This window comes from Aerococcus tenax (assembly GCF_003286645.3).
In the GTDB taxonomy this organism is placed as follows: domain Bacteria; phylum Bacillota; class Bacilli; order Lactobacillales; family Aerococcaceae; genus Aerococcus; species Aerococcus tenax.
Window position 1 is genome coordinate 866,543 of the sequence record NZ_CP127382.2, and the last position, 26,674, is coordinate 893,216.

Below are 26,674 nucleotides of genomic sequence, written 5' to 3' on the forward strand. Positions count from 1 at the left end.
TACTCTGATATAGCCAGTGGAGAAAGTGGGAGGATACAATGGCCTTTATACCTGAGGAAGTTATTGATCAGGTCCGCCAAAATGTTGACATTTTAGATATTATTGGTCAGTTTGTGGATCTTCAAAAGCGAGGAAAAAATTACTTTGGCAAATGTCCCTTTCACGATGAAAACACGCCCTCATTTACTGTAGAAGCTAATAAGCAATTTTATAAGTGCTTCTCCTGTGGTAAAGGTGGCAATGTCTTTAATTTCCTAATGGATTTAGAAGGATATAGCTTTCCTCAAGCTGTAAAAGAAGTGGCTCAATTAGCTAATCTTAAGTTGGACTTTAATTTTGACCAGCTAGACCCAGGGACCAGTGTCCGTCAGTATAATGAAGAAGAGCAAACGCTTATCGATATCCATGAAGAGCTGGCAAATTTATACCATTATTTATTAATGAATACCAAAGCTGGGCACCAAGCTTTGACCTATTTAGAAGACCGAGGGTTAAAATCGGAAACCCTAGTCCAATATCACATTGGTTGGTCTCCCTACGATGGCCAGTTAACTTTCAACCATGTAAAAAACAAGGGATATGACAGTGAAGCAATTGTAGCTAGTGGCATTTTTGTGGGTGATGGCCCGGAAAAAATCGATCGCTTTAGGGGACGTATTGTATTTCCTTTACGTGATAAATTTGGTCATGTCTTGGGCTTCTCAGGAAGAATTCTTGAAGCCGATAGCGCTAATTCGCAGGCTAAATACTTAAACAGTCCAGAAACACCGATTTTTAAAAAAAATAATTTTCTATTTAACCTTGATTTAGCCCAAGACAGCATTCGCAAGGAAAAGGAAATTATTCTTTTTGAAGGCTTTATGGATGTCATTCATTCCTACCAGGCCGGGGTCAAGCAAGGCGTCGCTTCTTTGGGAACCAGTTTAACTGATCGTCAGATTCAAGTCCTCTATCGCAGCTCACGCCAACTTTTGCTTGCTTATGATGGTGACAAACCCGGTTTAAAGGCAAGTAAGCGGGCGCTTGAACACATCGCCCAGCAAAGTCCGAGTATGCGAGTTAACCTGCTCATGTTTCCAAGTGGGATGGATCCTGATGAATTTATTGGTCGCTATGGTGAGCAACGCTATCAGCAATTTATTCAAGAGCAAAGAATGACGCCGATTGCTTTCTATCGGCACTTCTATCAGCAAGAGTTTTCTTTAGCAAATGACCAGGGGAAGATCCAATACATCAAGGCCATGCTAGCTGTTATTAGCCGCTTATCTTCCACAATTGAGCAAGATGTCTACTTACAGGAATTGAGTGAAGACACTGGGGTTGATAAACGTTCGCTTCAAGCCCAACTTCACTTTGAGCAGGAGACCGGACAGCGAGAAGAGCAGTTTTCTGAAGTTAGCCGCGAGGAAGCAGAAGTCCAACTGGATAAATTCCCCTTAAAAAAATATTCCAGTTTACAGCGCTTTGAGTTACAATTACTTAACCGACTACTAACATCTGAGAATGCTTGGTATTTAATCAAAAATATTGATGGAAACTTTCATTTTGAAAGTAGTAGTATTGAAAGTGTCTATCTTTTACTATGGGCCTACCGGCAAAGTGAAGGAGAAAGTATTGATATTGGGAATTTTTATCAGACCCTTCGCTCTGATGCCGATAGGCGGATCGTTATTGACGCTCAGGCGATGAATCTTCCGCCTGAGTGTACTGGTCAGGAAATTAGCGATTTAATTTATCAAATAAAAGATAAGAGTCATTATCAGGACCAAATTAGGCAAATCAACCGGGATATAGCGGATGCTAAGCAAATTAATGATTATGCTAAAATTAGCGATTTAAATCAACAGAGAATACAAATATTGCGACAAATGAAACTGTCAAAAAAGAAGTCAGGAGAGATTTAATTGAGCAAAACGACCGACAAGCAGGAAAAAACTTTAAAACAAGCCAGTCAAGAATTACTTAATGAGAAGAAAATATTGGGCTCTATTTTATATACTGAGTTAAGTGATAAAATTGCTCAACCCTATTCTTTGAATGATGAACAAATGGATCAGCTTATTGAAAAATTTGAAGACGGTGGCGTAGCCGTTGTTGATGAAGATGGGGGCCCAACTAACCGTCAGTTACAAAACGAAGCGCTTAAGATGCAAGAAGACGATGAAGAATCTGAAAAAGATATTGATCAAATCTTAGATGAAGAAGAAAAAACTAAGAAGAAAGATAAAAAAGACAAAAAAGATACTAATAAGTCGACTTCTTCAACGAGTTCAAAGGTAAAAACCAATGATCCTGTACGTATGTATCTTAAAGAAATTGGCCGAGTAGACTTACTGACAGCTGATGAAGAGGTTGCCCTTGCCAAAAGAATTGAAGCCGGAGATCCAGTTGCCAAGCAAGAGCTGGCCGAAGCCAATCTCCGTTTAGTCGTGTCGATTGCTAAACGTTATGTCGGTAGAGGTATGTCATTTTTAGACCTGATCCAAGAAGGAAATATGGGCTTAATGAAGGCAGTAGAAAAATTTGATTATACCAAGGGTTTCAAATTTTCCACTTATGCCACTTGGTGGATTCGTCAAGCGATTACCCGTTCGATCGCTGACCAAGCCCGTACCATTCGTATACCGGTACATATGGTAGAGACTATTAATAAATTAGTCCGCATTCAACGGCAATTACTCCAAGAACTCGGTCGCGAACCCACGCCAGAAGAAATTGGTGCGGAAATGGACCTACCTACTGAAAAAGTGAGAAACATTATGAAAATCTCACAAGAACCAGTTTCCTTGGAAACCCCTATTGGTGAAGAAGATGATTCCCATCTTGGCGATTTTATTGAAGACAATGATGCCATGCAGCCAGATGAATATACTAATCAGGAATTGTTAAAAGAACAACTCAATGAAGTGCTGGATACTTTAACTGATCGGGAAGAAAATGTCTTACGTCTTCGTTTCGGTTTAGAAGATGGTCAAACTAAAACGTTAGAACAAGTCGGACAACAATTTGGGGTGACTCGAGAAAGAATCCGTCAAATTGAAGCCAAGGCCTTACGTAAATTACGCCACCCAAGTCGTCTCAAACAATTAAAAGATTTTCTAGAAGACTAAAAGCAACTCTGATAATAGTAATGGCATTCAAATGTTGGATCCTTTTCCAATGCTTGAATGCCTTTATTTTATCCTTCGCTTTTTTAGATCACAATTGAAAGGAAAATGATCACTGTTGAATCCAATTATTAATCATGCTATCTTTAGATCAATTAGTTCATTCTAGAAGGAAGAGATGTCTTAGTGAAAGTAGTAAAATTCGGTGGTAGCTCTCTAGCTAATGATAAGCAAATAAAAAAAGTGAAGAATATCATCGCCAGTGATAAGGACCGAAAAATTATTATTGTTTCTGCACCTGGAAAGCGTTTTGATGGGGATATAAAAGTGACCGATTTATTAATTGAGTTAGCCTCACAGACACTAAATGGCAGCGTGGATACCTCCCAAACCTATAAAGAAATCGTTGAAAGGTATCGCGATATGGCAGAAGCCTTAGAAATACAAGAGCCAGTCATTGATGAAATCAAAAAATCTTTAAATGACATCCTCAATATGGATAAAAGTCAACCGGAATACTTTATCGATGCCCTCAAAGCGAGTGGGGAAGATAATAACGCTAAATTAATCGCGGCCTATTTCAGAACTTGTGGCTTGAAAGCGAGTTACATTAACCCTGGTGAAGCGGGTCTGATTCTTAGCGATGAACCCGGCAATGCTAAGGTCTTAGCTGAATCCTATCTCAATTTAGCAAAATTAAAAGAACGTGATGAAATTTTAGTTTTTCCTGGCTTTTTTGGTTACACCAAAGAAGGTAAGTTAGTCACTTTTTCACGTGGTGGTAGCGACATTACCGGAGCTATCGTTGCCAATGGAGTGGGGGCCTCTATGTATGAGAACTTTACTGATGTTGATAGCATCTTTGTTGCTAGCCCGGCCCACGTTCACAACCCGGTTGGAATCAGCAATTTAACCTATCGAGAAATGCGTGAACTCTCCTATGCAGGCTTTACTGTGGTTCATGACGAGGCATTGTACCCTGCTTTTGCAGAAAACATTCCCGTCGTAGTCAAAAATACCAATAATCCAGAAGCCCCTGGGACAATGATTACGGAGAAAAAAATGACTGAAAATAAATGGCCAATTGCTGGTATCGCTAGCCATGGTGGATTTGCTTCTGTTTATATTACAAAATATATGATGAATCGCGAAGTGGGTTTTATGCGCCGAGTATTAAGCGTTTTTGAAGAATACGACTGTAGTGTAGAGCATGTGGTATCAGGGATTGATGATATTGACGTTATCTTTAAAGAAGAGCAACTTTCCGCAAAAGAATTAGATGAACTGCTTTTAGCGATTCAAACACGCACAGCAGCTGACAAGGTCGAAAAAAGAGAGAATCTTTGCCTCTTGATGATTGTTGGTGAGTCCATGCAATCAAGTATCGGGATTACCGCCCGGGCAACTAAGGCCCTCAGTCAAGCTAACATTAATTTAGAAATGATTAACCAAGGGTCTAGCGAAAACAGTGTGATGTTTGGCATCAAGGAAAATAAAGAAGCAGAAGCTGTACGGGCAATTTATGATGAATTTTTTGATGCAAAAGACTAAGCCACTTGTTAGGTTTAAAGGTAAACAGAGAAGCCACTAAAGAAGTCGAATTTGTTTTGGCTAAAAATAATTTTACGGATGGATTTATCACTTATTTAAAAAAATGCTTGCTATCTTAGAAGGAATAGGCTAAAGTAAGTAACAATAAATGTTACTAATACTTTGATAAAAAAGATTAGAAATTCTTTAGTCTTTTTTATTGGCCTAACTTATGAAAGGGGTTACTCACATGGCTCAAGCAAAAGTAGTGATTCAAAACCTAAAGAAGAGTTTTGATGATAATGAAGTTCTCAAAGATATCAACTTAGAAATCAGCGAAGGTGAAGTGGTCTGCATCATCGGTCCTTCGGGTTCAGGGAAATCTACTTTATTGCGATGCATTAATCGTTTAGAGACGATTGATGGGGGTAGTGTGGTAGTCGATGGTATTGATATGTCTGATGAAAGTATCGATATCGACAAGGCGCGTGAAAATATCGGAATGGTTTTCCAACAATTTAACCTATTTCCGCATATGACTGTTAAAGAAAATATTACTCTAGCACCCCTCCAATTAAATAAATTAAGTCAAGAAGAAGCTGACCGAAAAGCCCTTGAATTATTAGATAGTGTCGGCCTTAAAGAAAAGGCTGACGCCTATCCTAATTCCTTATCTGGTGGTCAAAAACAACGGGTAGCCATTGCTCGGGCCTTGGCTATGGATCCTGACTTAATGTTATTTGACGAACCTACCTCAGCCTTGGACCCAGAAATGGTTGGTGACGTGTTAGAAGTCATGAAAGATCTTGCTAGACAAGGGATGACCATGGTAATTGTGACCCATGAAATGGGCTTTGCTAAAGAAGTGTCTGACCGTACCTTGTTTATGGATGGTGGTTACATTGTCGAGTCAGGTAAACCAGAAGACCTATTCAATCATCCCCAACATCAACGGACCCAAGATTTCTTAGAAAAGGTACTCTAATCAATAAAACAGCTGACCTTGGAGTTAGCATGAACTAGTGGAGTCATTTAGACAAGAATATTTTTATTTAGAAGAGAGGCGGAGTCATTATCCTGGCCTCTTTTTTTAATTTAGGAGGAGAAGAGTAATTCCGGCTTTTCAAGCGATGGTAAAAAAATTATAATTAAACAGGAAATGATTATAATTCTGATTAATGAATGGTACAATATTACTACTATTGATTTACGACTTGGAAAGGATGGAGCAAATTGCGCCAATTTTTTGAAAATAAAAAACTTGTGGTTGTGCTATTGAGTGTTATTAGCTCGCTTAGCCTGATTGCTTTTTCCACCTTTGGACAGGAAAGTTTACCCCAACCCATGACCTGGGTGAATGACTTTACTGCAATGGTAGCTCGCCTGATATCGACCCCAACAAATTCCATCATGCAATTTGGCGATTCTGTGACTAATTTACAGAACACCTATCAGGAAAATCAGCAATTAAAAAAACAACTGTCCACTTTACAGAGCTTAGAAGCTCAAAATACGATTTTAAAAGAAGAAAATAAGCAAATGACCAATCTTTTAAAATTGAAACCGACCCTGGTTGGTAAGACAGTAATTGCAGCTTCAGTCATTTCCAGAGCTCCTGAGAATTGGTTAGATAAGTTGACTATTGATGTAGGTTCTAACAACGGGGTCAAGGAAAACATGTCAGTCATGACTGACTCAGGTCTCATTGGCCGGGTTTCTGAAGTTGGTCCAACTAGTGCAAAAGTGAGCTTAGTCACTTCAGACCAAGAAGATGCGGTGGAAATTGCTGCTGGTGTCCAATCGGATGATGGGATATTTTATGGGGTGATTGACCAATACGATTCAAGTCATAACCGCTTAATTGTCAATCAAATTCCTAAGGAAGCTAAAATAAAAGAGGGGAATCTGGTAACCACAAGTGGTCTGGGAGGCGTTTCTCCAGAAGGTTTAATCATTGGAAAAGTGGCTAAAATGGAAGATGATGAATTCGCCTTAGCTAAACGTGTCTATGTCGAGCCAGCAGCGAATTTCAATGATATCCGTCATGTCTTTGTGATTATGTCTCAAAGAAGTGAACCAGATACAGAAAACCCTAATGCGGCTGAAGAAATTCCAGGGGCCAAGCACCAAGCTCAAGCCAGCCAAGCTGGGGCAAGTAATCATGCAAATTAGGAGGAGAGAGTGATATGTTTGATTATATACGCTATCATTTAACCCTTCCCGTTTTCTTAATTTTTGTTTTCTTACTGGATGGCGCTTTAGTCAATGTCTTACTAGCCAGTGTTGATACCTACGCTTATCAAATTATTCCCAGTCTTTTACTGATTAGCTTAACCCTGATTCCCTTATACTATGACCAGCCAAGAACGATTTACTTGATGGCTTTTATTATTGGTTTTCTATATGATTCATACTATAATGGAATTCTAGGGATTAATTTATTTCTGTTCCCAGCAGTCGTTTACTTATCCTACCAGGTAAAAAATCGCTTTCCCTTGAATTTTTATAGCATTTGGGTCTGGGCTGTGATCATGTATCTTTTATATCACAATGTGATTTATTGGCTCTATCGGATTTTACGTATTCACGGGGACACTTATCTTAAGTTCTTAGCTAGCTTTTTAGGGCCCTCCCTATTATTTAATAGTTTAGTGATTTTTCTGCTCAACCTGATTATTTATCGCTTAGTAAATTGGGTTAAGGGCTGATCCTTATTGGGTTTTAAAAATAAATAAATCTTGCTAAATACAAATAATATCAGTATAATGAAAATTAATATCATAATGACAGAGAATGGAAGAGGCTAAAACCTTTCTTTTAAAGAGAGTCTGGCTGGTGGAAACAGGCAAAGAAACTTTAGCTACACACCCAGGAGTTAATAGTTTGAAAGACTATTCGCCTAGCGAGCGTTACATCGCGATGTTACTAACATCATGAGGCAATTATTGTGAGGTAGTTGCGAAAAAAGGTGGAACCACGAAAGCGTCCTTTTCGTTTTGAACGAAGAGGGCGTTTTATTTTTTATTAAAAGAAAAGGAGGAGTTTGTCATGATAGCAGGATTCGACTTGAAAAAGTCTTGGATGGTTATTGCTTTAGTTACTATTTTGGGGTTGGTGGCAAACCACCATGTTGAAGCTGAAGAGACAGCTCCTCAAGAACGGATGGAAGCAGTTGAAGAGGGACCAAAAAGAGGCGATAAGGTCGTCATTGGCCTAGATGATACCTTTGCTCCTATGGGATTCCGTAATGGGCAAAATGAAATTGTTGGTTTTGATATTGACTTAGCCCAAGCTATTGCTGAGATTTACGGCTGGGAGCTCGACTTTCAGCCGATTGACTGGGCAATGAAAGAAACCGAATTGAATAGTGGTAATATTGACTTACTTTGGAATGGTGTCGGAATTACCCCTGAAAGAGAAGAACAGATGCTCTTTTCACAGCCTTATTTGGAAAGTCCTAATATCGTGATTACTAAAAAGGAAAGCCCAATCGAGGAACTTTCCGATTTAGTCGGAAAAACGATATCGACCCAGTCTGGCTCGACGACAGCTGAAGACATTAAGGATTGGCCCAATCAACTCTACCAAAAGCTGGCGCAAAAACCGGTTCTCTATTCCAGTTATAACGAGGTTTTTGCTGATTTAGATTCCGGTCGTGTTGATGCTGTGGTCACTGATTATACTTATGGTCACTATATTATGGAGGTTCGTGGGGAAGAAAAATATGATTCCTTTGTGGACCCTAGTAAGGAGCCTGAGCAAATGGCAGTCGCGATGCGAAAATCTGCTAGCGGTATTAAGACAATGATCGACCAAGGTCTTGACCAAGTAAAGGCTAACGGAAAATATGATGAAATTGTCGCCAAATGGTTTGGAGAAAACCGCCAAGTGGCTAGCCAGGAGAATATTATTCAAAAAATACTTCCCTCCCTGTGGAGTGGTTTTAAACTTACCCTTGTCTTATTTGCCTTGGTACTGATACTTAGTCTCCCATTAGGTTTTCTTATCGCCATTATGCGCGTCTTTAGTCCCAAGCTGATTCAATGGTTAATTGAAGGCTATGTCTTTATTATGCGAGGGAGTCCGCTCATGTTACAACTGATGATGGTTTTCTTCGGCCTACCGTATTTAGGAATTAATTTGGATCGCTTTACCGCAGCCCTTATTGCCTTTGTGATTAATTATGCCGCTTATTTTGCGGAAATTTTTCGGGGTGGGATTACTTCCGTACCCCAAGGACAATATGAAAGTATCAAAGTCTTAGGGATTGGCTGGCAAAGAGGATTTCGTCGCATCATTTTACCCCAAGTGATGAAAATAACCCTACCATCTGTCGGTAATGAAGTGATTGCCTTAGTTAAGGATACTTCATTAGTCTATGTGATTGGCCTTGGAGAATTGTTACGGGCTGGTTCGATTGCTGCTAACACCTATGCAACCATTATTCCTTATCTGGTTTGTGGGGTGTTCTATTTAATCTTCACTGCCTTTGTGACCCTTGCCTTGCGTAGAATCGAATATCGGGTGAGCTGGTAGTCCAGCGATGAAAGAGGAGGGATTTTAATGGCCTTAATAGTTTCTAATTTAAAAAAAGCTTACAACGGTAATATGGTGATTGATCAATTCAACTGCCGGATTGATCCAGGAGAAATTGTTATTTTACTGGGCCCATCCGGAACCGGGAAAACGACATTTATGCGTTTGATCAATAACTTAGAAAAATGTGACCAAGGGAATATCGCCATTGGGGACCGGGTCCTCTGCCAAGAGACTTCCCAAGGGGTTCAATACAGTGATAAGGCCAGTCAACGCCGTTATCAAAACGCTATTGGTATGGTCTTTCAAAATTACCAATTGTTTCCTAATTTTACAGTATTAGACAATGTCTTAGAAGCACCTATCGCGCAAAAGTTAGCACCAAAGTCCGACTTGCTCGATCAGGCCATGTTTTTACTAGATAGCGTGGGCCTAAAAGATAAGGCCAATGCCTATCCATCTACCCTTTCAGGAGGGCAGAAGCAAAGGGTTGCTATTGCTAGAGCCATGATGCTGTCACCAGAGATCATTTGTTTTGATGAACCGACTTCAGCCCTTGACCGCGAGTCCGCTAATCAGGTAGGAAAGTTAGTTCAAGCTATTGCTAAACAAGGGAAGGGCATTTTAGTGGTTACCCATGATACCCAATTTGGCCAAGATTTTGGTACTCGGATTGTTTCTTCTGAAGAATTTAAATAAGCCATCTTAATTACTTATTATTATTTTTGGGAAAAGGATTGCCAAGTAATCAAAGATTGTGCTATAGTATAAAAAAATTGAATTTGCCTTTAAACCTGTCCCGTGAGGCAGGCAAGGAGACTTATATAAAAAGGGGATTAGTCTATACATGACTAGTCTTTTCGTCGAGCCTCCTTGTATAGGAGGCTTTTTTAGTGGAAAAAAGTGGATAAAAGAGGCTTGTTCAGTTTCTATCGACTAAAAATAGGCGTTAAAAGGCTCCTGTGAGAGCTAACGAAAGGATAAGAAATGACAAAAAAGAGATTAATTTTAGAAGATGGTAGTGTCTTCGAAGGAGAAGGCTTTGGTTACGATAAAGAGGTGATTGGTGAGCTGGTCTTTAATACGGGAATGTCTGGTTATCAAGAATCCATCACTGACCAATCTTACGCTGGTCAATTATTGACCTTTACTTATCCCTTAATTGGTAACTATGGGATTAATTATGATAACTATGAATCCTTAAATCCTTCATGTGTTGGTGTCATTGTTCATGAGTGGGCTAGACGTCCCAGTCATTGGAAGTCTCAAATGAATCTCGATACCTTCTTAAAACAGAAAAAAATTCCTGGCCTAGCTGGTATTGACACTCGTTTATTAACCAAGAAAATCCGCAAGCATGGGGTTATGAAAGCTTACTTAACCAGTAAAGAAGAACCCCTGAGTGATCTATTGGCAGTCCTAAAGAATACAGAACTTGATCAAAAATTGATTCAAAAAGTCTCCACCCAAGCGGCTTATCCGATTCCTGGTCAAGGTTACCGGGTAATCGTGATGGACTTTGGTTTAAAACACTCGATCTTAGCTGAATTATCCAAGCGCAATTGTCAGGTGACAGTGGTTCCATATGATACCAGCTTGGAGGAAATCACCGCCTTAGCGCCTGATGGAATTGTCTTATCCAATGGACCTGGTGACCCTGACGATTTGCCTGAAGCATTAGACACCATCCGTGAATTAGAGAAGCGTTATCCCTTATTTGGAATCTGCATGGGCCATCAACTGTTTTCAAAGGCAAATGGGGCCAAAACTTATAAGATGAAATTTGGTCACCGTGGTTTTAACCATGCCGTTAGGGAACTTGCGACTGGTCAAATTAACTTTACGAGTCAAAACCATGGTTATGCTGTCAGTCGAGAAGATCTACCAGCAGACTTAGAAATCACCCATGAAGAGATTAATGACCATACTGTCGAAGGGCTTCGTCACAAAAAGTACCCCGCCTTTTCGGTGCAATACCATCCCGATGCTTGCCCTGGCCCCCATGACGCTGACTATCTATTTGACAGCTTCTTAAAGTTAATCGAAGAAAGTAAACAAACAAAATAGTCTATTTAAATCTAATCAGTGAGTTAGAAAATAGGAGGAAATATGACAAAACGTAATGATATTAAAAAAATAATGGTTATTGGTTCTGGCCCGATCGTGATTGGTCAGGCAGCGGAATTTGATTATGCAGGAACTCAAGCTTGCTTGGCTTTGCGCGAAGAAGGTTATGAAGTGGTCCTAGTAAACTCTAATCCAGCGACCATTATGACTGACCGCGAAGTAGCCGATAAGGTTTATATGGAACCGTTGACTTTAGAATTCTTAACTCAAATTCTGCACCAAGAACATCCTGATGCTCTCTTACCTACCCTAGGGGGGCAAACAGCCTTGAATATGGCTATTGAACTTTCCCAAGCTGGTGTTTTAGAGGACTTAGAAATCGAACTCTTGGGTACAGATTTAAAGGCAATTAACCAAGCTGAGGACCGGGAACAATTTAAGGAACTGATGGAAGAATTAGGTGAACCGATTCCTGAATCCAAAATCGTCCACCATGTCGATGAAGCTATCGCCTTTGCTAATGAAATTGGCTATCCGATAATTGTCCGTCCCGCCTTTACTCTAGGAGGAACTGGTGGGGGACTTTGTGACAATGAGGAAGAATTAGCGGAAATTGCTGAACATGGCTTATCCCTATCTCCGGTTCACCAATGTTTGATTGAACGTTCGATTACCGGCTACAAAGAAATTGAATACGAAGTGATGCGGGACAGCCAAGACAATGCCTTAGTAGTATGTAATATGGAAAATTTTGATCCGGTGGGTATCCATACTGGGGATTCCATTGTTTTTGCACCATCACAAACTCTTTCCGACGAGGATAGCCAAATGCTCAGAGATGTGAGCTTAAAAATTATTCGGGCCCTCGGGATTGAAGGTGGCTGTAATGTGCAATTAGCCTTAGATCCGCACTCAGCTAACTATTATGTGATTGAAGTTAACCCTCGGGTGTCACGGTCTTCAGCCTTGGCTTCTAAGGCTACTGGTTACCCTATTGCTAAACTAGCCGCTAAGATAGCTGTTGGTCTGACCCTCGATGAAATGATCAATCCAGTCACTGGTTCTTCCTATTCCATGTTTGAACCTGCTTTAGACTATGTGGTATGTAAGATGCCGCGCTTTCCTTTTGACAAGTTTGAACATGCTGATCGTCATCTGGGCACCCAAATGAAGGCAACTGGGGAGGTTATGGCGATTGGTAGAAATATCGAAGAAAGCCTGCTCAAGGCTTGCCGGTCATTAGAAATTGGCGTGATCCATAATGAAATTAGTGACTTTGCTGACTTAGATATGGATACCTTAGCTGAAAGAATCAAACATCCCCAAGATGATCGTTTCTTTTATTTATCTGAAGCGGTCCGCCGTGGGGTAGATATTGATTTGTTAAACCAATGGACTGGGATCAATCCTTTCTTCCTTGATAAGCTCTTAGTTATTGCGGAATTGGAAGAAGAATTAAGCCAAAATGTAGGGGATCAGTACAGCTTGCGCAAGGCCAAGGTAAAAGGCTTTTCCGATGTAAAAATCGCTGAACTATGGGACTGGACGCCAGAAGAAGTGAGAAAATATCGCCTTGAGACTGGCATTCTGCCAAGTTATAAAATGGTTGATACCTGTGCAGGGGAATTTGAATCGCAAACCCCATACTTCTATTCCACCTACGCAGAAGCCAACGAATCCCAAGTTTCTGACCGTGAAAAAGTCATTGTCTTAGGGTCGGGTCCTATTCGTATTGGTCAAGGGGTTGAATTTGACTATGCCACGGTCCACTGTGTTGAAGCGTTAAAACATGCAGGCTATGAAGCCATAGTTATTAATAGTAATCCAGAAACGGTCTCCACTGACTTTTCGATATCGGACAAATTATATTTTGAACCCTTAAGTTTTGAAGATGTGATGAATGTTATTGACTTAGAGCGGCCTAAAGGGGTTATTGTTCAGTTCGGTGGGCAAACAGCGATTAATCTGGCTTGGCCACTGGCTAGAGCTGGAGTGAAATTACTGGGAACTCAAGTAGAAGATATTGACCGCGCAGAAGATCGTGATCTTTTTGAACAATTGATTCATTCTTTAAATATTCCTCAGCCTAATGGGAAAACGGTAATGAATGAAAGTGAAGCGGTCAAGGCAGCCAAAGAAATTGGTTATCCTGTTTTAGTACGTCCTTCCTATGTCATTGGTGGTCGGGCTATGGAAATTGTCTATAGTGAAACTGAATTACATAAATATATACAAAGCGCTGTTGAAGTTAGTGAGGATCATCCTGTCTTAATCGACGATTACCTCCTCGGTATAGAGTGTGAAGTTGATGTGATCTCAGATGGTGAAGATGCTTATGTCCCAGGCATTATGGAACATATTGAACGCGCCGGAGTGCACTCGGGAGATTCCATTGCTGCCTATCCACCTCAAAACCTAAGTGCATCGGTGCAAGCAACCATCATTAAGTACAGTCAGGAATTAGCTAAATCCTTGCACTGCGTGGGCTTAATGAACATTCAATTTATCGTCCAAGGCGAGAAAGTCTATGTGATCGAAGTCAATCCAAGAGCCAGTCGGACGGTGCCATTCCTCTCTAAGGTAACTAATATTTCTATGGCTCAAGTCGCTACCCAATTAATTCTTGGTAAAAAACTTGGCGATTTGATCGATCTTAGTTCGCCAAAAGAAGCAGACGGGGTCTATATTAAGGCACCGGTCTTCTCCTTTAATAAATTGGCCAAAGTAGATAGTTTACTAGGTCCGGAAATGAAATCGACAGGTGAAGTCATTGGATGTGGTCGTAGTTTAGAAGAAGCTCTCTACAAGGCCTTTGAGGCTAGTGGCTTACACCTGCCACAGTTTGGAAACATTCTCTTCACCATTGATGATCTTTCGAAGGAAGAAGCCTTGACCCTGGCTAATGGCTTTAAGTGCTTAGGGTATGAAATTTTAACGACTACGGGTACTGGCCAATACTTTAGCAATAATGGTCTAAAAGTAAAAGCTGTGGCTAAAATAAGCAGTAATGAGGCAAATAGTATTCCTAATTTAATTGAAAATGGCAAGATTCAAGCCATTATCAATACTGTCGGTGGACAAAAAGAAGCTGGTGAGGATGGTCAAATTATTCGTCAATTAGCTATTGAACATAATATTCCACTGTTTACCACCTTAGATACTGCTTTAGCCATGCTGAAGGTACTACAAAGCCGCAGTATTTCAACTCAAGCGTTATAAGATAGACAAGAATCGTTAAACTTTAGAAAAATTTTAGGGGGATAAGAATGGAACATTTAACCAGTGTACAAGATTTAAGCAATGAAGAAGTAATGGAGCTTATTAGACAAGGGGAAACTTTTAAAAATAGTCCAGTAGCGGTTCATCCCCAATCCATTACTATGGCTAATTTGTTTTATGAAAATTCAACTAGAACACATATGAGTTTTGAGCAGGCAGAACGGCGCTTGGGTTATCAAGTCTTACCCTTTGAAGTGAGTCAGAGTTCGGTCAATAAAGGCGAAAGTCTCTATGATACCGTTATTACTTTAGAAGCTATTGGAGCTAATGCATTAGTTATTCGCCATTCTCAAAATGAGTACTATCTTGACCTATTAAAAGAGCTTAATAAGCACCACCATAAAATCCACCTAATTAATGGTGGTGATGGTAGTGGCCAACATCCGAGCCAATGTTTACTAGATATGATGACTATCTATGAAGAGTTTAAGCACTTTGATGGTTTGAAGGTGGCTATTATTGGTGACATTAAAAATTCACGGGTAGCTCGCAGCAATGCCCAATTACTCAACCAATTGGGGAGTCAAGTATTCTTTTCGGGGCCAGAAGCCTGGTATGATCCTCAAATGGACCAATATGGCTGCTACCAAGACATTGACCAGTTAATTGACCAAATGGATGTGGTGATGCTCTTACGGGTCCAACATGAAAGACATTCTGATGACCCATTGGAGAAGAGTTTTGACCCCAAGCTTTACCATGAGAAATATGGAATTAATTTAGACCGTTATCAAAAGCTACAAGACCATGCTATATTAATGCATCCAGGTCCTATTAATCGTGACGTTGAACTGGCTAGTGAGCTAGTAGAATCAGAAAAGAGTCGCTTTGTGCAACAAATGGAAAATGGCGTTTATATGAGAATGGCTATCTTAAAGAGTGTGATTGAGGGTGAGAAATAATGAAAGTCCTAATTCAAGCAGGTAAGGTTTATAGTCAGGGTTCGTTGACGACTATGGATATTCTTATTGAGGAAGGAAAGATCCAAGCTCTGGGTCAACACTTGGTCGACCAAGATGAAGTTGATCAGGTGATTGATGCTTCAGGCTGCTTGGTGACTCCAGGCCTTATTGATATCCATGTCCATTACCGAGAACCAGGTTTTGAAGACAAAGAAACGATTGCTAGTGGTAGCCGGGCAGCAGCTCGCGGAGGTTTTACTAGCGTATGTACCATGGCTAACACCAATCCTGTTCCTGATACCCCTGAAAAACTTAGCCAGTTAATTCAAAAGAATCAAAGTGATGGTGAGGTAAAGATCCATCAATACGCTCCCATTACCAAGGATTTAACCAGTGACCAAGTTGTTGATATTCCTGCGATGAAGGAGGAGGGTGCTTTTGCCTTGAGTAATGATGGACATGGCGTCCAATCTGCTGCAACCATGTATCAAGCGATGCTAGCAGCCAAAGAGCAAGGCTTAGCCGTTTGCGCTCACCTAGAAGACCGTTCCTTATTTAATAATGGCGTGATCAATGCAGGAAAGGCTGCAGAGCGTATGGAACTTCCTGGAATTTTATCAGTGGCTGAAAGCAGTCAATTGGCTAGAGATATTGAATTAGCTCGGGCAACAGGGGTTCACTACCATGTCTGCCATGTGTCTACGGCGGCCAGTTTAAATTTGATTCGCCAAGCCAAATTGGATGGAGTGAATATTACTTGTGAGGTTGCTCCCCACCACCTTCTCTTCCATGATGGCAATATCTTAAAAGATGATGCGAATTATAAAATGAACCCGCCATTGAGAAACTCATCAGACCAAGAAGCCCTAGTCCAAGCCTTAAATGACGGGACTATTGATTTGATCGCTACAGACCATGCTCCCCATACCGAAGAAGAAAAGAGTCAAGGCTTCTTGAAGTCCCCCTTTGGAATTGTTGGTAGTGAAACAGCCTTTATGAGTTTATACACGCTATTAGTTAAGCGAGGAAAACTCAGTTTAGAAAGGCTTATTGCCCTAATGACTGACCAACCTCGTCAATTATTCCATTTAGAGACAGCAGGAACCATCTGGCCAGGGCAAGCTGCTGATATTAGTATCTTTAATCTCGACCGTCCTTATCAAGTCAAGGCTAGTGACTACGCCTCAAAGAGTAGTAATAGTCCCCTAAATAACACTAGTTTATACGGACGAACCGAATATTGTTTAGTTGATGGAGAAATTGTTTATCAAGCTGAGGGAGGAAATAATAATGAATAATATCCAAGTGGAATTACCCGGTTTATCCTTATCTAACCCCTTAATGCCCGCTAGTGGGAGTTTTGGTTATGGTGATTTCTCTAATTGCCAAGACCTCGATTTAAGTCAATTAGGCGCCTTAGTGATAAAAACCACCACTTTGGAAGCTCGCGAAGGCAACCCTGATCCTAAGATGTGGTGGAATGATGAATACAGTCTTAATGCAGTAGGTTTAAAAAATCCAGGAATTGATGTGGTTATCAAGGAAAAACTTCCTCAGCTCAAAGAAAAATATCCTAGCTTGCCCATCATTGCTAGCGTGGGAGGAAATACAGTTGAGGACTATTGTCAAGTCGCCCAATTATTTGATCAATCCGGCTTAGTTAACGCTCTTGAAATTAATATCTCTTGTCCGAATGTGAAAAAGGGCGGCCTTGCTTTTGGTAAGGATCCTCAATTTGCTAAGGAATTAACCGAAAAAATTAAGTCCTTAGTTGACCTACCAGTATACGTTAAATTGTCCCCCAATGTCGATGACGTGGTGGCTATGGCCCAAGCCTTAGAAGAAGCAGGTGCAGATGGCCTAACCATGATCAATACCTTACTCGGAATGGGCATTGATATTAAAGAAAAAAGGCCAGTTCTAGGTAATGGCTATGGGGGAATCTCAGGACCGCTCTTAAAACCCTTGGCTTTAAGAATGATTCACCAAGTCCGCCAACAAAGCCAACTGCCTATTATTGGGGTGGGCGGCATATGCACGGTCGATGATGTGATTGAAATGTTTATGGCCGGAGCTAACGCCGTCCAAGTGGGCTACCAACACTTTAAAAATCCTGGAATTTGTATTGATTTGGCTAAAGAATTACCGTCTCGTTTAGCAGAATTAGGCATTTCGAGCTTAACAGATATCCAAGTAATTTAAATTAAAAACACTGGTAAAAGCTAAGGATTTTCCCTTGACCTTAGGGCTTAATTTTGCTAAACTACTCTTGTTGTATTTCTGTAAGCACCAGAACTGCAACCGCGCATCGATAAGTTGAAGTATCAAGTATGATTATTTGGTCACTTATCTTGGCGAGTCTAAGTAATTATAAGGAGGTGCATTGCATGTACGCTGTTATTAAAACAGGTGGAAAGCAAATTAAAGTTGAGGAAGGTTCAGTAATCTTTGTTGAAAAATTAGATGCTGAAGCAGGAGATAAGGTAACCTTTGACGAAGTAGTCTTTGTTGGTGGTGAAAGTACTAAAATTGGTACGCCATTAGTAGAAGGTGCCTCAGTTGAAGGGACTGTTGAAAAACAAGGTCGCGAAAAGAAAGTGACTACCTTCAAATACCGTCCTAAAAAAGACTCTCGTTCTAAACAAGGTCATCGTCAACCTTATACTAAAGTAACAATTGATTCAATTAAGGCTTAAGTATGATTCAGGCAAAGTTTAAATGTAAAGATGGAAGCTTTGTAAGTATGACAGTGCTAGGACACGCTTTATCAGGGGAATATGGCCATGATTTAGTGTGTGCTGCGGTGTCAACTTTAACTTTTTCCCTGGTGAATAATTTGGAGCGTTTGACACAAGTTGCTCCAATTGTTGACTTAGATCCAGATGGGGGTTATCTCTATTGCGAAATTCCCGCTGACTTGGATGATAACCAAGCCCAGCTTGCTGAAGTCTTATTTAAAAGTTGCTATTATGCCTTAAAAGATGATGTTAGTGCCAGTCAACCTGACTATCTTCAGGTATCTTTAAATAAGTAAACAAAGGAGGAACCTAACATGTTAAAATTAGATTTACAATTTTTCGCCCACAAAAAAGGTGGCGGTTCCACAGCTAACGGCCGTGACTCACAAGCTAAACGTTTAGGAGCTAAACGGGCAGATGGCCAATTTGTGACAGGTGGATCAATTCTTTACCGTCAACGTGGTACCCATATTCATCCAGGTGTAAACGTTGGACGCGGTGGAGACGATACTTTATTCGCACTATGTGATGGTGTGGTTAAATTTGAACGTAAAGGTCGTAACAACAAACAAGTTTCTGTATACCAAGAAGCTTAAGCAGACGACGTAAGAGGCTGAGACAGTTGTCACAGCCCTTTTTTATTATATAGACAATTAAAAGGAGTAGGTTATGGATACCGAAGGAATTAAATCAGCCTTTACATATTTGCATGAAGCGACCGAAAAAAGTGCTCAGGCTTTGGAGATGACCTATGTTGAGGCTATTCATGAAACATTACAGAACCTATTACTAGGATCAGCCCAGCAAATTAACGGAGCACCTGATGATCAAGTGATTAAGGATTTAAATAGTCTCTATCAAAAAAGTCAGTGGCAGGCTTTAGACCAGGAAACCAAGCATAATATCATCCAATGGTTATTGATTGAAGGAGTAAAGAAGCAAGAAATACAAGCTAACTATCAAGCAACTCCAGATGCCATTGCCTTAATTATTGGCTATCTGGCCTTTCGATTAGTTGAGTCGAATCAAAATTCGCTAGAAAAGTCTATCAATCTTTTTGATCCCTGCTTTGGCACTGGTAATTTATGGTCACTGGTGGCGAAGACTTTTACGGACCAAGACTATCAAGTCCTTGGGGCCGGAGTTGATAATGATGACTTGATGCTATCTATTGGCGAAAAGGCCATGGCCTTGCTTGGATTAAGTCCAAAACTCACCCTTGCTGATGCTTTGGGAGATTTATTGGTTGATCCCTGCCAGGTCATTATTGCTGATTTACCGATAGGCTATTATCCTCAAGACCAAGTCGCCCAGACCTTTAAGAGCGGGGTAAAATTTATTGAGGAAGGCTCCCATGCCTATGCCCATTACTTGTTAATTGAGCAGGGGATTCATTATTTAGAGGACAATGCTTGGGGCTTGTTCTTAGTCCCCAAATCTACTTTAACCGATCCAACGCTTCCGCAATTAATGCAAGGAATAAATGAAACAGCTTATTTGCAAGCCTTTATTAATTTACCCCAAAGTCTTTTTCAAAATGAGTTTTCGCAAAAAAGTATCCTGATTGTCCAAAAACAAGGAGACCGGGCCAAGCAAAGTGACCAGGTCCTTATTGGTAATATTCCTGATTTTAAAGCAGTTGACGACATGAAACAATTTACTTCACAATTTAATGATTGGTTAGACAAGCATATCGTTAATGGAAAATAATATATAGAAAAAGCTCAGTCTACTTTTTACTATGACACAGTAAAAGAGACTGAGCTTTTTGTTAATCTTCTTGGAATTGGGCACTATACAAGCCGTAATAGAAGCCTCGTTTTTCCATTAGACTTTCATGGTTACCTTTTTCAATAATTCTTCCTTGGTCCATAACAATAATTTGATCAGCATCCTGAATCGTACTTAAACGGTGAGCAATCACAAAACTGGTTCGTCCTTTAAGTAATTTTTCGGTTGCTTTCTGAATTAATTCTTCAGTACGCGTGTCGATACTTGAGGTTGCTTCATCTAAGATTAAGATATCTGGTGTGGCTACTAGGGCACGGGCAATCGTAATGAGCTGTCTTTGTCCCTGAGAAATATTTGAAGCATCTTCATTAATGATGGTGTCGTAGCCATCAGGCAATTTCCGAACAAAGTCATCGACATGGGCGGTTTTAGCCGCTGCATAAACTTCTTCCTCTGAAACAGATTGGTTATGATCACCGTATGCGATATTATCATAAATACTTCCGTTAAATAGCCAGGTATCTTGTAAGACCATTCCCATTTGTTTACGAACATCCTCGCGGGAATAGTCACGAATATCTTTACCATCAATTTTAATACTACCTTTATCGACATCATAGAAGCGTTCTAATAAGTTAATTAGAGTCGTTTTACCAGCACCAGTAGGGCCAACGATAGCAATAGTTTCGCCCTCATTAACATCCAAATTATAATCTTTTAAAGTGTAATGGTCTTCATCATAACCAAAATAAACATTGTCAAAGATTACCTTTTTATCAGTATCAATAACGGAGTAGTCGCTATGGGTTACTTCCATTTCCTCCAGATCCAGGAATTCAAATACCCGTTCAGCGGAAGCTAGAGTACTTTGAATTTGGTTAACGATAGTAGCAAGGTTGGAAATGGGTTGGTAAAGTTGTGGGTTGTATTGTAAGAGGGCTTGGACGTCCCCAAGTGGTAGACGGCCTTGTAAAATCTCTATCCCCCCGACAAAAGCAATTAAGACGTAATCTAAATTACGGATAAAGTTAACCATGGGATAGAGAAAACCAGAAAAGAATTCGGCCCGTTGTGAGGTTTTATAATAAGCATCGGTTTCTTCTTCAAATAGATCGCGCTTATGACCTTGTTGGTTGAAAGCACGAATTTCAATTTGACCATTATAGTCTTCCTCAATATGGTCATTAATGCTTCCTTGAATTCTTTGCCGGTCAGCAAAGAGTCTTTGAGTTATTGGTGTGATGCGGCTGACTAGGAAAACAGCAAATAGAACAGTTAATATCATAAGCCCCCCAATTTTGGGACTGATCATGAGGATCATCGTTACTACACCAATTAACTGGGTAATGCTCATAATAGTTTGAGCAATATTTTGTTGCAGGGTACGGGCAATATTTTCAATATCATTGATGGCCCGGCTCAAAATTTCACCGGTCGATAAATGATCAATGGTACTAATTGGAAGCTTATTCAATTTATCTCGCATGGCTTGGCGGAGATTAGCAATTGTTCCCTGTACGGCATGTGACAGTAAATAATTTTGGAAGTAACGGCCAATACTAGTGGCAATATATAAGGCAGCGACCACTAGAAGCACACGGAAAATCCCGGTAAAGTCAATCTTATAGCCCATTTGTCCATTCATTTCTTGTAGGCCTTGGCTGACCCCTTCAGCAATCAAGGTCGTTGCTTGTCCTAAAATTTTAGGCGCAACGGTTTCGGCTATCGTTGCTGCCACCGAAAGGATTACAACCGCAATGAATGATTTTTGATAGTGACCGAAAAATTTAAAAAGACGTTTAAGGGCTTTGCTAGTTGATTTTGGTGTACGTCTTCCCATTATTCACTCACCTCCTTGAGTTGTGATGACACGATAGAAGCATATAAAGGCGAAGTTTCCATTAAAGTATCATGGTTACCTAAGCCAGCCACACTCCCATTGTCTTCTAAGACTAAAATTTTATCAGCATCTCTAATTGTAGAGACCTTTTGTGAAATAATAAGGGTAATTTTATCCTTGGCGTACTGACTCAGTGCCTGTCTTAGGTTGACATCTGTTTTAGCATCTAAGGCAGAAAAGGAGTCATCAAAGATTAAAATAGCCGCATCCTTCATCAAGGCTCTGGCGATGCAGAGACGTTGTTTTTGCCCTCCTGAGAAATTTGAACCGCGTTGCTCGACTCGGTGGTCAATGCCATCGGATAAGTTTGACACAAAGTCAGCAGCTTGAGCAATCTTTAAATTTTGCCAAATTTCTTCATCACTAGCCTGCCCCTTACCAAATTCTAAGTTAGAGCGAATATTTCCTTTGAAAAGGTTGGCCTTTTGAGGAACGTAGGCGATATAGTCACGTAGAGCATCAAGATTATAGCTTTCAATTTTTTCGCCATTAATCTTGATGTCGCCACTAGAACGTTCATAGAAGCGCAGGATGAGGTTAGCGATGGTTGATTTTCCCGAACCTGTCCCGCCAATGATTCCTAAGGTTTCCCCAGCTTTGATAGAGAAATTAATATCGGTTAAAACATTAGATTCTGCCCCTTGATAGCTGTAATTGACATGGTCAAAATCTAGTTTAGCTTGCCGCTTAGGATCAAAAGCCTTGCCACCATCAGCAGGGGAATGAATTTTTTCAGGAGCATCGAGGACTTGGTTAATCCGTTCAGCTGAAACTTGGGCTCTTGGGATGAGAACAAACATCATGCCGATAAAGGCAAAGGATATTCCCATAATGGATGTATAGGAAACAAAGGAAAGAATAACCCCAATGCTGAGTTGTTGGTTGGCGACTAAATGCCCCCCGAACCAGTTAATATAAATCGTGGTTAGGTTCAAAATTAAGAGTAGTGCAGGGAGTAGGAAAGCTAAGCGAATTTGGGCACCAACAGCCGTTTGCCGATAGTCTTCATTGGCCTTAGCAAAGCGCTTGGATTCATAGTCACTCTTATTAAAGGCGCGAATGACGCGAATACCAGTTAGTCCCTCTCTAAAGATAAGGTTCATATTGTCCACCTTGGCTTGCATGGCGCGGAATAAGGGGGAGGCGAAATAGAGGACTAAGGCTAAAGAGATAATAACTAGGGGAATGGTAACCAGATAGGTTTGACTAAGTAAGGCGCTTGCTCGGTAGGCCATCACTAAGCTAGCAATAAGCATAGCCGGAGCCAATAGAAACATTCGTAAGACCATCATTGTGGTCAATTCAATTTGCATAATGTCACTTGAGCTCCGAGTAATCAGAGAGGCACCACCAAAATGATCGTAAGTATCTTTCGATAAGCGTTGTACTTTAGCGTAGATGGTATCTCGTAAATCTTTTCCCAGTCCTTGTGAGGCTTGTGAAGCAAACCAGATATTTGCTAGGGCAGAACCAACAATGATTAGGGTGACACCTAGCATCTGGATAGCAATTCGGGTAATGGCTGAAAAATCCCCAGGGACAATCCCTTGGTTAACTAGGCCAGCGGTGAAAGTTGGTAAGACTAATTCAGCAAGCCCTTGGGCAAATGCAAAGAAGATACTAAGCAAGATTAAGTGTATGGGGATGCGTTTTAGTATTTTTAACATAGGCGACTCCTTTCTTATTTTTGTTCTTGTAAATTATTGTGAATACGGTTGAGTAATTCTTGGATTCCTTTTTTTTCATTTAAGGAAAAATTGTTAGTCACAATTTCTTCAAGTTGGTCAAAAATGCATTTGATTTCTTTAGCCAGTTTTTCTCCCTGTGGCGTTAAGAACAGGTATTTCTTTTGTTCATTCCCGGAAATTTGTTTGCGATAAAGATAACCTTTACTTTCTAGACTAGTCACAATATTACTGGTCGTAGCATGGGGTTTATCCAAATAATCAGCGAGCTCTTTTTGGATGAGCTGGGGATGGAGATGGATATAATAAAGACTCTTGGCTTGAATGATATTTAGATTAGCTTTTTTAACCTGTTTGTCGATATAGCTTTTTTCTAAAGTCGCTACCTGAAAGAGTAGTGTACTTAGGTGGTCTTTGGCAAACTCCATAGTAACTCCTTTCTAAGCATTTTATTTTTAAAAATGTCCATTTATCCATGATAATCATTTTTACTTGTATTTACAAGTAAAGCGCTTAGGCTTTTAGAAATCGATAAAATAATCCAATTAATCTAGAATGATCTGGCAAGATTTAAGGAGAGATAAAGGAATTGTTTCTTGGTTCATCAGAAAATACTCGTGGTCTAGGCTATGTATATAACCATGTAGTAATCGATAGTGGCCATCTGAATCGACTTCATTCAAAACAATGGTGCAGGGGAGTTGACTATTCAAGGCCAGAAAAAGTTTCTGGCGGAGTTCGGTCAAAGTCATTTGCTGGCTAGTCAAGGCTTGGGGATGGACTCTGCCGTAATTTTTTTGTCTTGATCGTAAGGCTTCTCGGTGTTCAGATAGGAACATGCTCTGCCATTTGATCATGGATCGATAGGCATGGGGGAATTTTTTGTGCTTCGTTTGCTCGGGCATAGAATCATTTCCTTATATTAGCTAGTAAATAATCATATGGTACTATCTCTTAATATAAGAACATACGTTCTTATTGTCAACTGTTCCACCTAATGAGCAGGGACTGATTGATTGTTTGCCAAATATTGTCTAATCCTAATAATCTCGATTTAAAATGTGCTATACTATGAGGAAAACTATCCAGCTGATAAAAAAATGACTGATCTTCTAGCTTAGCAGATAAGTCTACCCTTAGCAATGCTGGCAATTTTGTTAATGAGTGAAGCGATGCTTAAGGCAAGTCAAAATTAATTGATTTTCGCTCTACTAATCTGATACTTAGGTGAATATTAAGGAGACAGTTATGAATTTTGAAAGCTATACCCACTATGGGCACAATATCGGACGGAATATGTCAATTAATCGTTATGGACACGCTGGGAAGCCCTTTTTGGTCTTTCCCTCTTCAGGCGGCTCTCATAATGAATATGCTGATTTTGGGATGATTGAGGCCTGCCAAGCCTGGATTGACAATGGTAAGGTGCAATTCTTTACCTTGTCCTCCTATGATGATCAGAGCTGGTTATCCAATAAATCTGGTCATGATATGGCCTTAGCCCAACAGGCTTATGATCGTTATTTTATTGAAGAAGCCCTGCCTTTAATTAAGCGTGTTTCGAATTGGATGGACCCCATGGGCGCAACCGGTTGCAGTATGGGTGCCTACCATGCCATTAATACTTTTCTAAACCACCCAGATGTAATTGACACTGTGATTGCTCTAAGTGGAGTATATGATGTTCGTTATTTCATGAAAGGCTACCAGGACGATTTTGAAATTTACCATAACTCACCAGTCGATTTCCTTTGGGGGCAAAATGATCCTTGGTTTATTGATCATTACCGCCAAGGCGATATCATTGTATGTACAGGACTCGGCCCCTGGGAAGAAGATGGTCTACCAAGCTTTTATAGCTTAAAAGAGGCCTTTGAATGTAAACAAATCCCAGCTTGGTTTGATACTTGGGGAGAAGATGTGGCCCATGATTGGCCATGGTGGCGCAAACAAATGCCATATTTTCTGCAAGTTTTGTATCCCCTATGATAAAGACATTGAATGGGGGAGAAACAAATGCCATTAAGGGTGAACTTTAAATGCTATCAATAATAATTGGCTAACCGTCTCTTATAGACAATGGTCTTTACTTATCGAAATTGTTTTTTTGTGCTAGTATAAGATAATTAAATACCCATTTTATATAAGGAGGAAATTGAGTAAATTATGAAGGCTGCTTTTATCATTGATAGTACGGCATCACTTCCCGATAATATGAAGAATTTAGCCAATGTCATGGAAGTGGAATTATCGGTACGTTTTCCTGATGGGGAGGTCTTTGGTGACACGACAGATATTGCGGAAAGCGAGCGCTTTTACAACAAATTAGAGACCAGTGAGGAACTGCCAACCTCTTCGCAACCTCAACCTGTAGAATTTTATCGTGTCTGTGACCAGCTAGTGGAAGAAGGCTATGACACAGTTTTTGGTATTTTCCTTTCCTCTAAAATAAGCGGGACCTTACAGACTGCCCATATGATTTTAGAGGAGTATGCTGATCACTTTAACTCTTATATTATCGACTCTAAGGGAACTTCTATCCAAATGCTTCACATCTTAAAAGAGGGAATGGCAATGGTAGAAGAGGGGCGGCAGCCTGAAGCTATAGCGGAAGAAATGCAATGGATTGCTGATAACTCCCGTGTCTATGTCATGTTAAAAGACTTGAAAAATATTGTTAAAGGCGGACGAGCAACTTCCTTTCAAGCAGCCTTGTCTACCATGCTAAGAGTATTTGTTATTTTATACTTCAATGAAGCAGGTGAAGTGGTTTTATTTGATAAGGTTAGAACCAAACGTAAGGTGATTAAGCGCTATATTGAACTCGTTCAAGAGGCAAAAGATCGCTATCCTGCAGGGCTAAAATTAGCTTTTGCTCATGGGAATGCCCCTGAGGAAGTCAAAGAATTTGAACAAGCAATTTTAGCTGAATTTCCTGATTTAGATTATATGACGACTTATTTGACCCCTGTTTTAGGGACCCATGGAGGCCAAGGATGTATTGGCATGGGAACGCTAGCATGTCGTCGCCCACAAGGAGAATAAGAAACAGAGAGCCCGAGTCTATACTCGCGGCTCTTTTTTTATATCATTGGATCACTTAATAATTACAATTATTAAAGCTATGGGATATTTGGTGTTAGTAAGATCTTTCTTTTGCCAAAAAGGATAAAAAGGCCTTGACAGAAGAGTGTCAATT

23 protein-coding genes, 1 pseudogene and 2 other annotated features are annotated in these 26,674 nt (G+C 40.3%); of the genes and pseudogenes, 20 read left to right on the plus strand and 4 right to left on the minus strand.

Annotated elements, in window-relative coordinates:
* Positions 1 to 38: 38 nt before the first annotated feature.
* The 18 genes and pseudogenes from dnaG (at position 39) to DBT50_RS04280 (ending at position 19,869) form a co-directional block, all read left to right on the plus strand.
* Positions 39 to 1,904: a DNA primase gene (gene dnaG, locus DBT50_RS04195; RefSeq protein ID WP_111853368.1), complete on the plus strand. Its 1,866-nt coding sequence runs from the start codon at positions 39 to 41 to the stop codon at positions 1,902 to 1,904.
* Positions 1,905 to 3,110 carry an RNA polymerase sigma factor RpoD gene (gene rpoD, locus DBT50_RS04200; RefSeq protein ID WP_070558029.1) on the plus strand — a complete coding sequence of 402 codons (1,206 nt, stop codon included), beginning with the start codon at positions 1,905 to 1,907 and terminating at the stop codon, positions 3,108 to 3,110.
* 183 nt (positions 3,111 to 3,293) lie between these two features.
* On the plus strand, positions 3,294 to 4,658 hold the full coding sequence (locus tag DBT50_RS04205; protein WP_111853369.1) for an aspartate kinase: 1,365 nt from the start codon (positions 3,294 to 3,296) through the stop codon (positions 4,656 to 4,658).
* Positions 4,659 to 4,887: 229 nt separating this feature from the next.
* Positions 4,888 to 5,622 carry an amino acid ABC transporter ATP-binding protein gene (locus DBT50_RS04210; RefSeq protein WP_111853370.1) on the plus strand — a complete coding sequence of 245 codons (735 nt, stop codon included), beginning with the start codon at positions 4,888 to 4,890 and terminating at the stop codon, positions 5,620 to 5,622.
* A 248-nt stretch (positions 5,623 to 5,870) separates the two neighbouring features.
* A complete protein-coding gene (mreC, locus tag DBT50_RS04215; RefSeq protein WP_111853371.1) occupies positions 5,871 to 6,809 on the plus strand; it encodes a rod shape-determining protein MreC in 939 nt (312 codons plus the stop codon).
* Between the two features lie 14 nt (positions 6,810 to 6,823).
* Positions 6,824 to 7,345, plus strand: coding sequence for a rod shape-determining protein MreD (gene mreD / locus DBT50_RS04220; protein ID WP_111853372.1), 522 nt, complete (start codon positions 6,824 to 6,826; stop codon positions 7,343 to 7,345).
* A gap of 72 nt (positions 7,346 to 7,417) precedes the next feature.
* Positions 7,418 to 7,630: a binding site (T-box leader), on the plus strand.
* Positions 7,631 to 7,799: 169 nt separating this feature from the next.
* Positions 7,800 to 8,504 (plus strand): annotated as a pseudogene (locus tag DBT50_RS04225) (amino acid ABC transporter substrate-binding protein); the annotation flags it as partial.
* Between the two features lie 39 nt (positions 8,505 to 8,543).
* The gene (locus DBT50_RS04230; protein WP_258455471.1) at positions 8,544 to 9,173 is read left to right on the plus strand and encodes an amino acid ABC transporter permease; all 630 of its coding nucleotides are present in this window, start codon (positions 8,544 to 8,546) and stop codon (positions 9,171 to 9,173) included.
* A 27-nt stretch (positions 9,174 to 9,200) separates the two neighbouring features.
* A complete protein-coding gene (locus tag DBT50_RS04235) occupies positions 9,201 to 9,872 on the plus strand; it encodes an amino acid ABC transporter ATP-binding protein (RefSeq protein ID WP_111853374.1) in 672 nt (223 codons plus the stop codon).
* Positions 9,873 to 10,160: 288 nt separating this feature from the next.
* Entirely contained in the window at positions 10,161 to 11,240 is a 1,080-nt protein-coding gene (locus DBT50_RS04240) for a carbamoyl phosphate synthase small subunit (protein WP_111853375.1), read from the plus strand.
* Positions 11,241 to 11,282: 42 nt separating this feature from the next.
* Positions 11,283 to 14,459 carry a carbamoyl-phosphate synthase large subunit gene (carB, locus tag DBT50_RS04245; RefSeq protein WP_111853376.1) on the plus strand — a complete coding sequence of 1,059 codons (3,177 nt, stop codon included), beginning with the start codon at positions 11,283 to 11,285 and terminating at the stop codon, positions 14,457 to 14,459.
* A gap of 47 nt (positions 14,460 to 14,506) precedes the next feature.
* Positions 14,507 to 15,421, plus strand: coding sequence for an aspartate carbamoyltransferase catalytic subunit (locus tag DBT50_RS04250; protein ID WP_111853377.1), 915 nt, complete (start codon positions 14,507 to 14,509; stop codon positions 15,419 to 15,421).
* A complete protein-coding gene (locus DBT50_RS04255; protein WP_111853378.1) occupies positions 15,421 to 16,719 on the plus strand; it encodes a dihydroorotase in 1,299 nt (432 codons plus the stop codon). Before DBT50_RS04250 ends, DBT50_RS04255 begins: the two co-directional genes overlap by 1 nt.
* Positions 16,712 to 17,623, plus strand: coding sequence for a dihydroorotate dehydrogenase (locus tag DBT50_RS04260; RefSeq protein ID WP_111853379.1), 912 nt, complete (start codon positions 16,712 to 16,714; stop codon positions 17,621 to 17,623). The genes DBT50_RS04255 and DBT50_RS04260 overlap by 8 nt, the downstream gene beginning before the upstream one ends.
* 87 nt (positions 17,624 to 17,710) lie before the next feature.
* Positions 17,711 to 17,793: a sequence feature (ribosomal protein L21 leader region), on the plus strand.
* Positions 17,794 to 17,808: 15 nt separating this feature from the next.
* A complete protein-coding gene (gene rplU, locus DBT50_RS04265) occupies positions 17,809 to 18,117 on the plus strand; it encodes a 50S ribosomal protein L21 (protein WP_013668659.1) in 309 nt (102 codons plus the stop codon).
* 2 nt (positions 18,118 to 18,119) lie between these two features.
* On the plus strand, positions 18,120 to 18,455 hold the full coding sequence (locus tag DBT50_RS04270) for a ribosomal-processing cysteine protease Prp (RefSeq protein ID WP_070558008.1): 336 nt from the start codon (positions 18,120 to 18,122) through the stop codon (positions 18,453 to 18,455).
* 18 nt (positions 18,456 to 18,473) lie between these two features.
* Entirely contained in the window at positions 18,474 to 18,755 is a 282-nt protein-coding gene (rpmA, locus tag DBT50_RS04275; protein WP_111853380.1) for a 50S ribosomal protein L27, read from the plus strand.
* Positions 18,756 to 18,828: 73 nt separating this feature from the next.
* A complete protein-coding gene (locus tag DBT50_RS04280) occupies positions 18,829 to 19,869 on the plus strand; it encodes a class I SAM-dependent methyltransferase (RefSeq protein ID WP_111853381.1) in 1,041 nt (346 codons plus the stop codon).
* A 61-nt stretch (positions 19,870 to 19,930) separates the two neighbouring features.
* On the opposite strand, the gene DBT50_RS04285 is transcribed toward DBT50_RS04280, so the two are convergent.
* From DBT50_RS04285 to DBT50_RS04300, 4 genes are all read right to left on the minus strand, one after another.
* Positions 19,931 to 21,730 carry an ABC transporter ATP-binding protein gene (locus tag DBT50_RS04285; RefSeq protein WP_111853382.1) on the minus strand — a complete coding sequence of 600 codons (1,800 nt, stop codon included), beginning with the start codon at positions 21,728 to 21,730 and terminating at the stop codon, positions 19,931 to 19,933.
* Positions 21,730 to 23,457 carry an ABC transporter ATP-binding protein gene (locus DBT50_RS04290; protein ID WP_111853383.1) on the minus strand — a complete coding sequence of 576 codons (1,728 nt, stop codon included), beginning with the start codon at positions 23,455 to 23,457 and terminating at the stop codon, positions 21,730 to 21,732. Before DBT50_RS04290 ends, DBT50_RS04285 begins: the two co-directional genes overlap by 1 nt.
* 14 nt (positions 23,458 to 23,471) lie before the next feature.
* Positions 23,472 to 23,903 carry a MarR family winged helix-turn-helix transcriptional regulator gene (locus DBT50_RS04295; RefSeq protein WP_111853384.1) on the minus strand — a complete coding sequence of 144 codons (432 nt, stop codon included), beginning with the start codon at positions 23,901 to 23,903 and terminating at the stop codon, positions 23,472 to 23,474.
* 117 nt (positions 23,904 to 24,020) lie between these two features.
* Positions 24,021 to 24,380 carry a YolD-like family protein gene (locus tag DBT50_RS04300; RefSeq protein WP_111853385.1) on the minus strand — a complete coding sequence of 120 codons (360 nt, stop codon included), beginning with the start codon at positions 24,378 to 24,380 and terminating at the stop codon, positions 24,021 to 24,023.
* 343 nt (positions 24,381 to 24,723) lie between these two features.
* Between DBT50_RS04300 and DBT50_RS04305 the strand changes: the two genes are divergently transcribed.
* Together DBT50_RS04305 and DBT50_RS04310 are read left to right on the plus strand one after the other, a co-directional pair.
* Positions 24,724 to 25,464 (plus strand): esterase family protein, encoded by a 741-nt coding sequence (locus DBT50_RS04305; RefSeq protein WP_111853386.1) that lies wholly within the window; start codon positions 24,724 to 24,726, stop codon positions 25,462 to 25,464.
* Between the two features lie 177 nt (positions 25,465 to 25,641).
* Positions 25,642 to 26,520: a DegV family protein gene (locus DBT50_RS04310; RefSeq protein WP_111853387.1), complete on the plus strand. Its 879-nt coding sequence runs from the start codon at positions 25,642 to 25,644 to the stop codon at positions 26,518 to 26,520.
* Positions 26,521 to 26,674 lie beyond the last annotated feature (154 nt).